Origin of the sequence: Janibacter sp. LM (assembly GCF_039631275.1) — a bacterium.
GTDB lineage: Bacteria > Actinomycetota > Actinomycetes > Actinomycetales > Dermatophilaceae > Janibacter > Janibacter terrae.
The window spans coordinates 1-9,300 of the sequence record NZ_JBDIVG010000015.1 but is presented as its reverse complement, the minus strand read 5'-3'; the positions used below and the strand labels follow the sequence as shown (position 1 = coordinate 9,300).

Below are 9,300 nucleotides of genomic sequence, written 5' to 3'. Positions count from 1 at the left end.
CTCAGTAGGAGACCCGCCCCTTACACAGACAATCTGACACCCCCGATGCTGCCCCGATCCGCGCGGATCGCATCCGGCAGAACCCCGGGGATTCCTTGCTCACCGACCCGTTTCCGGCCCGCCAGGCCGGTGATGCGCTCGGCTTCAGCCACGGCGTGGGGGAACAGCCCGATGTGCTCCGGCACCCCGACCCACCGCCAGTCATCCACCCGGGCCGGGTCCACGGCCAGGCTGTAGGGCCGCAGGACGTCGACCAGCAGCAGACCGGCCTCGAAGGCGGTAGGGCTGCGGGGGAAGACCCGCACGCCCACGATGACCCGGCTGGCCAAGTCGATCGCGGTCATCACCTCCACGCTGACCGCCCCGCCGGTGAACGGGTCGTAGCAGAAGTTATCCGCGCGAGTGACGTCGATGGCCACCACCTGCCCCACCCCGACCGTCGCGAACGACGAATACGACGCCGTCGTCCGCAGCTTGTTGGTCTTGTGCGCCCGCGTCGTGCGCCCCAGCGGCTTGACCACGTGAGCGATGTACCTGCGCAGAGTGTCCCGGGGCAGCTCTTCAATCACGAAGCCGTCGGCAGTGAGCTTGCCCAGGACCTGCCGGTAGATGTCCTTCTGCCGCTTCGCGGACTCCGTCCCGTCGAACCGGGCCACGACCTGGCGACACACGTCCTTGATCTCTTCGTCCAACGAGGCGAACTGCGACCGACCCTTCCGACTGCGGCCATCGACCAGCTCGAACAGTCCCCCCGGGTCCGCGAAGTAATCCCGATGCCAGTTGCCGATGGCGTTGGTCGTCGGAGACCCGATCCGACCCGGTCGCGTCGAGCGGCCCGCCTCGCGGTCACGTCGAGCCTGACGATCCAGAGCGTCCTCGGCTGCAAGCTGCTCGACCATCGCCGCGAGCTTGCGGCGCAGTGAGATCCCATCTGCCGGATCGAACGGCCAGAACGGCTCACCCTCGCGAGCCAGGGCACGATGTCCCCGCGCGTATCCCGTCTCGACGGTCAGGACGATCTCCTCCCGGTCGAGCGCCAACTGGCGCGCGGTCTCACGCACGCTCTCGAACTTGTGCCGGAAGGGCCCCACCACGGCATCAACGCGCCCGTCGAGCATCCCAACCGCGACGTCGAGGTCCTCGAACCGAATGTCGTGTACCTCGCCGTGAATGGTCTCGACGCGCACGCTCAGCGGGCGGACACCCACCACCAGCAGCGGACGTCCGTCCTCCCCCTGGATGGTCGCCCCTTCGTGCAGCGCGACCCGCACGCTCACGACCGCTCACCCGCCCAGACCACGGGAGTGCCCTCGCCCCATCGGCCAGCAAGGTCCAACTGGACATCGCCCCGCCAGGCCAGATGCCACAGTGTCGACAGGAGATAGCCACCCTCATCTGCCGAGGCGATGTCCCCGAAGGTCACATCAGGACCGCGCGTCATTTCGCGCAGGCGTACCCTCGCGGCCGGCATCCACGGCTGCTCCCTTCGGGCCATCGACAGCCAGCGCAGGTTGACTTCCTCCGCACGCGATAGGCCAGGAAAGACCCGGTGTCGCCACCCGCGGGCGGTGCACGCCTCAGCGCTCTTCTCGACCTTCCAGTTGAAGTCGATGTCCTGCAACTCGGCCGGGCGCGCGTCCCACACCGTCACCGACCCGTCGACGCCCAGGCTGAGGAGGTCGGGATAGTGCGATTTCTTCGGTGACCACCGAAGGAGGAACGGCTGGGCCACAAGCCACGCGACGTTCTGGTCCCGATCGAGCATCATCATCAACTGATGCTCCAGACCCGATTCCAGTGTCAGCTCGTCCCCGATCGTCATCGAGAACGCGTGCACCGGGACATTCCGCGAGTACGTCGACGAACGAACCTTGCGGACTGACCCCAACTGCCGCACATCCGGCGGACCAGCTCCCCAGTCCCAGTCCGAGAGGAACTCGCCCTTCACAGCGAAAGACCACTCGGGGTCAGACGATTGAGTTTCCGGCACCGCAACACCTACAGTGGACACAACGACTCCTCCTGCCACCCGCAACCACGGATCAGGTAGTTGTTCACGAGGGCGTCCCGGGCCAACGGGACGCCCTCGAACTTTGTCTGCACAGCGACACTATCGAAAGCCGTCGTCCACTATCACGCTTTCACCTTCACTTCCAGCGACACGCCGCCAGTTGCCGCAAACAATGTATCGAGCCGTTTATACAAACTAGGACGCATCTCTACAATCAGAAGCCCCCCGAGTCCTTCGCCAGGTTCGAGAACCGCGCGTAGTGCCCCTGGAAGCCCAGCACGATGTCGGCCGTCGGGCCGTTGCGGTGCTTGGCGACGATGACGTCGGCCTCCCCTTCGCGCTCCGACCCGGGGTCACGGTCGCGGTGGAGCAGGATCACGAGGTCGGCGTCCTGCTCGATCGAGCCGGACTCACGCAGGTCGCTCATGGCGGGGCGCTTGTCGGTGCGCTGCTCGGGGCCACGGTTCAGCTGGCTGATCGCGATGACCGGGACCTGCAGCTCCTTGGCCAGGAGCTTGAGCGCACGGGAGAACTCCGAGACCTCCTGCTGACGGGACTCGACCTTCTTGCCCGAGCTCATCAGCTGCAGGTAGTCGATGACGATGAGCTTGAGGTTGTGCTGCTGCTTCAGCCGGCGGGCCTTGGCGCGGATCTCCATGAGCGACAGGTTGGGCGAGTCGTCGATGTAGAGCGGGCTGTCGCTGATGCGGCCGACGACCCGGGAGAGCTTGCGCCAGTCGGGGTCGCTCATCTTGCCGCGCCGCAGGTGCTGCAGCTGGATGCTGGCCTCCGCCGCGAGGACACGCATGGTGATCTCGCTGCGGCTCATCTCGAGGGAGAAGATCGCGCTGGCCATCCCGTGGTGGATCGCCGCCGCGCGGGCGATGTCCACTCCCAGCGTAGATTTTCCAATAGCCGGCCTCGCCGCGATGACCACCATCTGCCCGGGGTGCAGACCGTGCGTCAGCTCGTCGAGATCGGTGAAGCCCGTGGGCACACCGGTCATCTCGTCGGTGCGCCCGGCGGCGACCTCGATCTCGGTCATCGTCTCGTTGAGGGTGTCCCACAGCGGCGCGTAGTCCTCGCCACCGCGCTTCTCCGCGACCGTGTAGACCTCGGCCTGCGCGGCGTTGACGATCTCCTCGACGTCGCCACCGCCCTGGGCGTAGCCCATCTGGACGATCTTGGTGCCGGCCTCGACGAGGCGGCGCAGCACGGCGCGCTCGGCGACGATCTGGGCGTAGTAGCCGGCGTTGGCGGCCGTGGGGACGGACTGTATGAGGTCGTGCAGGTACGCCTGGCCGCCGGCGCGCTGCAGGTCGCCGCGCTTGCTCAGCTCGTCGGCGATCGTGATCGCGTCGGCCGGCTCGCCGCGGCTGTACAGGTCGATGATCGCGTCGAAGATCAACTCGTGCGCGGGCTTGTAGAAGTCGTGCCCCCGCACCGCCTCACCGACGTCGGCGATCGCGTCCTTGGACAGGAGCATGCCGCCGAGCACGGACTGCTCCGCGCCCAGATCCTGGGGCGGCAGACGGTCCGGCGGCGGAGCGGAGGAGTACGGGCCCGTGTCCCCGAAGACCCTCGTGTCCATCTCGCTCGTCGTCACCGCGTAACAGTCGCACCCAGCACCGACAACACCAAACGACTCTGTGGACAGACCTGTGGACGGTGTGTGGACGACGCGCCATGTGACTGTGCACAGCCCGTGGAGAACCCTGTGGATCTCGCTGTCCCCCAGGCAACACCACCGGGTCTGACCTGCGGAAACGTCCGCTCACACGTGTGGACCCAGAAAAGATTCACCATCCGCCATCCACAGGCGGCGACACGCCCGAGGCCACACTCACCCCCCTTCGCGCAAGTCGGATCAGCCGGTGCGGCCGTACCTGACCCGGGCCCGCTCGCGGGCTTTGTCCGCCTCCACGTCACGGTCCTTGGGCGGGGCGCTCGTCACGAGGTGGTCCAGCAGGTGTTGAGTGACCTGGGCGATCTCCTCGACGGCCTCGTCGAAGGCCGCCTGGTTGGCCTGGCTCGGCTTCGTCGACCCGCTCACCTTGCGCACGTACTGCAGCGCGGCGGCCCGCACCTCGTCGCTCGTGGCCGGGGGCTCGAAGTTGTGCAGCTGTCGGATGTTTCGGCACATGCCTCCAGTGTCCTCCCGTTTGGTCCACTCGTTGCGGTACCGGACCATGGACGCATGCCCCTCACCGCGGCCCCGCCGCACCCCGTGACCACGCCTGCCCGGACGACCCTGGTCCTGCGCGTGCTCACCGTCGCCACCTTCGTCGTGATCCTCAACGAGACGATCATGAACAACGCGATCCCGCGCCTCATGGACGCCTTCGCCATCCCGGAGACGTCGGCGCAGTGGTTGACCACGGCCTTCATGCTGACGATGGCCGTCGTCATCCCCATGACCGGGTGGATCCTGCGACGCCTCGCCACCCGTCGCACCTTCGCGCTGGCCATGGGCCTGTTCACGATCGGGACGGCCCTCGCCGCGGCGGCGCCGACCTTCGAGGTCCTCGTGGCCGCCCGGGTCGTCCAGGCGAGCGGCACCGCGGTGATGATCCCGCTGCTGATGACGACGCTGATGGACCTCGTGCCGGTCGGCGACCGCGGCCGCACGATGGGCAACGTCTCGCTCGTCATCGCCGTCGCCCCGGCCATGGGCCCGGCGGTCTCCGGCGTGCTGCTCGAGCTCGGCTCGTGGCGCCTGATCTTCCTCGCGGTGCTCCCGATCGCCGCGGTCGCGCTCTGGCTCGGCCTGCGGCAGCTGCCCGACGTCGGCGAGCGCGGGCCGAGCCGCCTCGACCTGCCGAGCGTCGCGCTGGCCACGGTCGGCTTCGGCGGTCTCGTCTACGGCCTCTCGGGGCTCGGCGGCGGCCACGGGGGCGAAGGGGGCACCCCGGCCGCACCGCTCGTCCCGCCTGCTCCGGCGGCCGGCCTGGCAGTCGTCGCACTCGTCGTCTTCGCCCTCCGCCAGCGTGCCCTCGCCCGCAGCGGCGACCCGCTGATGGACCTGCGCGCGTTCCGCCACCGCAGCTTCACCGGGGCCTTCGTCACCATGTGCCTCGGCTTCGCCGCGCTCATCAGCTCCGTCATCCTGCTCCCGATCCACCTGCAGAAGGGCCTCGGGCTCACCACCCTCGAGACCGGCCTGCTCCTCATCCCGGGCGGGCTCGCCATGGGTCTGCTCGGGCCGGTGATCGGCCGGCTCTACGACCGCATCGGCGCGCGCCCGCTCGTCGTGCCCGGCGCCGTCGGCATGACGGTGTCGCTCGGGCTCTTCGCGGTCCTGCTGCCGCATGTCGGGCAGTGGACGGTCCTCGTGCTGCACGTCCTGCTCAGCCTGTCGCTGGCGCTGCTCTTCACACCGCTCTTCACCGCGGGCCTCGGGTCCTTGCCCACTTCCCTGTACGCCCACGGGTCGGCGCTGCTCGGCTCCTCGCAGCAGGTCTTCGGCGCGGCCGCCACGGCGACGAGCATCGCCGTCATGTCACTCGTCGCGGGCACCGACCCGACGACGGCCGAGCGCACGGGCGGGGTGCAGGCGGCCTTCGTCATGCTCGCCGTCGCTGCCGCGCTGAGCATCGCGACCTGCTTGATGGTGCAGACGCCCGGGCAGGCCGAGGAGCCCACGAGCAACGAGTGACCCGCGCGGACCCCTTCGTCGTCCTCGGGGCGTCTGACCACGAGCGGGCTCACCACCGACCCGGCACCAGCGAGGGCGTCCGGTGGAGCACCCGGATCAGCACGGCGGTGACGACCAGCAGCGTGATCGCGAGCGCGACGACCCCGCTCCACCCGCCGTGCGTCCAGGCGAGGCCCGAGGCCGAGCCGAAGACCGAGGACCCCAGGTAGTACGTGAAGAGGTAGAGCGAGGCGGCCTGACCGGCGCTCGTCCCGCCGGCGACCGCCCGGATCGGCACCCAGCCGCTCGCGATGCCGTGCAGGCCGAAGAACCCGACGATGAGCACCGCGAGGCCGAGCACGACGAGCGGCAGGTGGTCCGGGATGGTGATGAGGACGCCCGCGATGGCGATGACGACGGCTGCGGGGATGACCGGTCGTCGTCCCCGCAGGTCGACCGCGCGGCCGAACCACGCGGAGCTGAGCGTGCCGAGCGGGTAGACGAGGAAGACCATGCTCGCGGCGCCGAGCCCGAGCGAGAAGGGCTCGTCGGTGAGCCGGAAGCCCACGGCGTTGAAGATCGCGACGAGCGCGCCGAGGCTGCAGCCACCGATCGCGTACAGCGCGAGCAGCCCCCGGTCCGACAGCGCCCTGCGGGTCATCGCGAGCAGTGCCCGCGGGTTGCCGGGCGAGGCCCTGAACCCCAGCGAGGCCGGCAGCGCGATCCGCACGACCAGCGCGCACACCAGCGCGACGACCACGGTCGCCCCGATCCCCCAGCGCCAGCCGCCGAGCTCGGCCCCGAGGCCGGCGACGAGCCGCCCGGACATCCCCCCGAAGGCCGTGCCCCCGACGTACAGGCCCACCGCCCGGCCCTGGCTCTCCCGGTGCAGCTCCTCGCGCAGGTACGCGGTCGCGACCGCGGGCAGACCGGCAAGCACCACCCCGGCGACGAAGCGCAGCACGAGCAGGGCCGGCCACGTCGGGGCGAGCGCGGAGGCGATGCCCGCGACGACCGAGGCGGCGAGCGACAGGTGGATCAGCTGGGTGCGCCCGACGACGTCGGAGACCGGACCGGCGACGAGCAGCCCCGCGCCGATCCCGAGCGTCGTGAGCGAGATGCTGAGCGTCGAGGCCTCCGCGGAGACGCCGAACTGCTCGCGCAGGTCCGGCAGCAGCGCCTGCGTCGAGTACAGCAGGGTGAAGGTCGCCAGGCCCGCCGCGAAGAGCGACGCCACGACCCGCCGGTACTCCGCGCTGCCGTGCCGGTAGCCCGCGCTCACGTGCCTCCCCCCGGCAGCAGCCGCGCAGGGATGTTGTGCCGCGTCACGACCTGCACCCCGGAGGCGACCGACAGCGGCGCGCCGGGCACGAGCCCGTGGTGCTGCAGCACCGCCCGCACCGCCGAGCGCGCGTCCTCGCGCAGGTCGTGGTGGAGGACGAGGTCGATCTCGCCGGCGCGCAGCAGCGCGAGGTTGTCCGCGTCGAGGTCGTGCCCGACGTGGGCGAAGGGGGTGACCCCCTTCGCCCGCAGCGCCGCGATGATCGCCCGGTTGGCTCCCCCGACGGAGTAGACCCCGACGGGTCCGGTGAGGTCGTCGAGCTCACCCGCGACGACGGCCCCGGTCGAGGCGTCGAGCCCGTCGGCGTCCCGCACGCGGCGCACCTCGAGACCTGGGGCCTCCGCGGCGAGCTGTCGCACGAAGGCCTCGACCCGGGTGCGCTCCCCGAAGAAGCTGGCCCGGCTGAGGGTGACGAGGACGGTGCCGCGGTCGGTGGCGCCCCACCGCTGCACGAGGTGCGCGGCGGTCCGGCCGGCCGACTCGTGGTCGGGCCCGGCGTAGGCGATGCGGCGCGAGCCGTGGACGTCGGTGACGAGGGTGACCGACGGGATGCCGCGGCCGGCGAGGTCGTCGATCGCCGCCGCCACGCGCGGGTCGTCGGGGACCTTGAGCAGCGCGCCGTGGCTGGTGCGCCCCCTTCGTCCGATGCCGTCCAGGGTGGCGACGACGTCCTCGACGGTCCCCGACTCGCGCAGGTGGAACCGGGCGCGCACGGAGGCCGGGCGCAGGCCGGTGAGCTGGGACTCGAGGGCTTCGCGCACGGCTCCGGAGAACCGCTCGGGCGCCTGCATGACGACGTCGAGCACGAGCGAGCGCGCCCCGAGCCGCAGCGCGCCGGCCTGTCGGTCGAGCTCGGCGACGGCCTGCTCGACGGCCCGGACCGCGCGTGGGCTGGCCCCGGCGCGGCCGTGCAGCACGCGGTCCACGGTGGCACGGGAGAGCCCGGCCTGCTCGGCGACGTCGGAGATGCGGTGGCTGCGCACCTCAGGCGGCCTCGGGGCGCGCCCGGTCCTGGTGCGCGATCGCCGCGACGAGCAGGGCCTGCCCGAGGACGTAGGCGAGCATCACCCACACGGCGTGCAACGGCAGCTCGACGTCGGCGAGGGCCCGCAGCGCGACGAGCACGTCGAAGACGACGAGGGCGACGACACCACTCCTCGCAACACGGTCCAGACCGGTGCCGCGCAGGACCACGGCGTAGACGACCTGGGCGAGGAGGTAGCAGCCGAGCATGAGCGCGAGACCCATGGTGCTCCCTTCGTCCGCGAAGCGCGGCAGGGTGTCGCCGAGCCACGACAGGCCGAGCGCGAGGAGCGCCAGCCGCACCGGGCGCGAGGGCGGCGCGGGCGTGGTCGCGAGCAGGAACCACGCGAGCACCGGCACGAGCAGGACCTGCGTGAGGTCCGCGAGCACCCCGCCCGGGGCCGTCGCCTGCGCCCCGAGGTGGATGAGCGTGACCACGACGAAGGCGATGGCGGCGGGCATGTCGGCAGCCTAGTCAGGGCCCGTATCGTCGACCCATGAGCATCCTCGACGCCCCCCTCGCCCGACTCGACGGCACGCCCGGCACCCTGCGTGATCTCACCGGTGGGCGCCCCGCGCTCCTGGTCAACGTCGCGAGCAGGTGCGGTCTGACCCCGCAGTACGCCGACCTCGAGGCGCTCCACGAGGAGCACCCGGACCTCGCCGTCGTCGGGCTGCCGTGCAACCAGTTCGGTGGGCAGGAGCCGGGCACGTCCGAGGAGATCGCGCAGTTCTGCTCCGCGACGTACGGTGTCGCCTTCCCCATGAGCGAGAAGGTCGAGGTCAACGGCCCCGGTCGCCACGCCGTCTACGAGGGCCTCGTCGGGACGCACGACGAAGGGGGCGAGAGCGGCGACGTCCGGTGGAACTTCGAGAAGTTCGTCATCGACGCCGACGGCACCCCGGTCGCGCGGTTCAGCCCGCAGGTCACGCCGGACGACGAGCGGGTGCGCGACGCCCTTCGCTCCGTCCTCGCCTGACGCCGGGTGGAGGCACACGAGCGGGCCGTCGAGCGGATCGACGGGGGCGACCTCTCGTGCGCGCGGCTGCTCATCCTGCTGCGCGCCCGGGTCGCCGAGCTGGACGCGGAGTCGGTCGTGCACCTGAGCACGACCGACCCCGTCGCACCGATCGACCTGCCGGCGTGGTGCCGGATCACCGGCCACACCTACCTCGGCGTCGCCGACGCGGGACCGCCGCCCGTCTACGCGGTGCGGGTGAGCGGCTCGCCGGTCGCGACGCGGCCTGATCGGCCGTGGCACCCGGCGTGACGCCTCACCCGCCCCAGGT

At 71.0% G+C, this 9,300-nt stretch carries 10 protein-coding genes; 3 read left to right on the top strand and 7 right to left on the bottom strand.

The genetic code is table 11. The features are described 5' to 3' along the window. Positions 1-20: 20 nt before the first annotated feature. The 4 genes from ABC138_RS09550 to ABC138_RS09535 form a co-directional block, all read right to left on the bottom strand. On the bottom strand, positions 21-1,277 hold the full coding sequence (locus ABC138_RS09550) for a hypothetical protein (protein WP_345913510.1): 1,257 nt from the start codon (positions 1,275-1,277) through the stop codon (positions 21-23). Further along, entirely contained in the window at positions 1,274-1,948 is a 675-nt protein-coding gene (locus ABC138_RS09545; protein WP_345913509.1) for a TnsA-like heteromeric transposase endonuclease subunit, read from the bottom strand. Before ABC138_RS09545 ends, ABC138_RS09550 begins: the two co-directional genes overlap by 4 nt. A gap of 277 nt (positions 1,949-2,225) precedes the next feature. Further along, entirely contained in the window at positions 2,226-3,602 is a 1,377-nt protein-coding gene (gene dnaB / locus ABC138_RS09540; RefSeq protein ID WP_338539287.1) for a replicative DNA helicase, read from the bottom strand. 276 nt (positions 3,603-3,878) lie between these two features. Beyond that, positions 3,879-4,154, bottom strand: coding sequence for a DUF2277 domain-containing protein (locus ABC138_RS09535; RefSeq protein WP_068327878.1), 276 nt, complete (start codon positions 4,152-4,154; stop codon positions 3,879-3,881). Positions 4,155-4,208: 54 nt separating this feature from the next. Here ABC138_RS09535 and ABC138_RS09530 point away from each other — a divergent pair, with 54 nt between their 5' ends. Further along, entirely contained in the window at positions 4,209-5,666 is a 1,458-nt protein-coding gene (locus tag ABC138_RS09530; protein ID WP_345913507.1) for a DHA2 family efflux MFS transporter permease subunit, read from the top strand. A 49-nt stretch (positions 5,667-5,715) separates the two neighbouring features. Here the strand turns inward: ABC138_RS09530 and ABC138_RS09525 are convergent, their stop codons facing one another. From ABC138_RS09525 to ABC138_RS09515, 3 genes are read right to left on the bottom strand one after another with little or no spacing between them, the layout of a single operon-like run. After that, positions 5,716-6,927 (bottom strand): MFS transporter, encoded by a 1,212-nt coding sequence (locus tag ABC138_RS09525; protein WP_345913506.1) that lies wholly within the window; start codon positions 6,925-6,927, stop codon positions 5,716-5,718. Next, positions 6,924-7,970: a LacI family DNA-binding transcriptional regulator gene (locus ABC138_RS09520; protein WP_338539137.1), complete on the bottom strand. Its 1,047-nt coding sequence runs from the start codon at positions 7,968-7,970 to the stop codon at positions 6,924-6,926. Before ABC138_RS09520 ends, ABC138_RS09525 begins: the two co-directional genes overlap by 4 nt. A gap of 1 nt (position 7,971) precedes the next feature. Beyond that, positions 7,972-8,472 carry a hypothetical protein gene (locus ABC138_RS09515; protein ID WP_345913505.1) on the bottom strand — a complete coding sequence of 167 codons (501 nt, stop codon included), beginning with the start codon at positions 8,470-8,472 and terminating at the stop codon, positions 7,972-7,974. A gap of 35 nt (positions 8,473-8,507) precedes the next feature. Between ABC138_RS09515 and ABC138_RS09510 the strand changes: the two genes are divergently transcribed. After that, on the top strand, positions 8,508-8,990 hold the full coding sequence (locus tag ABC138_RS09510) for a glutathione peroxidase (protein ID WP_345913504.1): 483 nt from the start codon (positions 8,508-8,510) through the stop codon (positions 8,988-8,990). A gap of 6 nt (positions 8,991-8,996) precedes the next feature. Beyond that, the gene (locus tag ABC138_RS09505; protein WP_068327860.1) at positions 8,997-9,281 is read left to right on the top strand and encodes a sulfurtransferase TusA family protein; all 285 of its coding nucleotides are present in this window, start codon (positions 8,997-8,999) and stop codon (positions 9,279-9,281) included. Positions 9,282-9,300 lie beyond the last annotated feature (19 nt).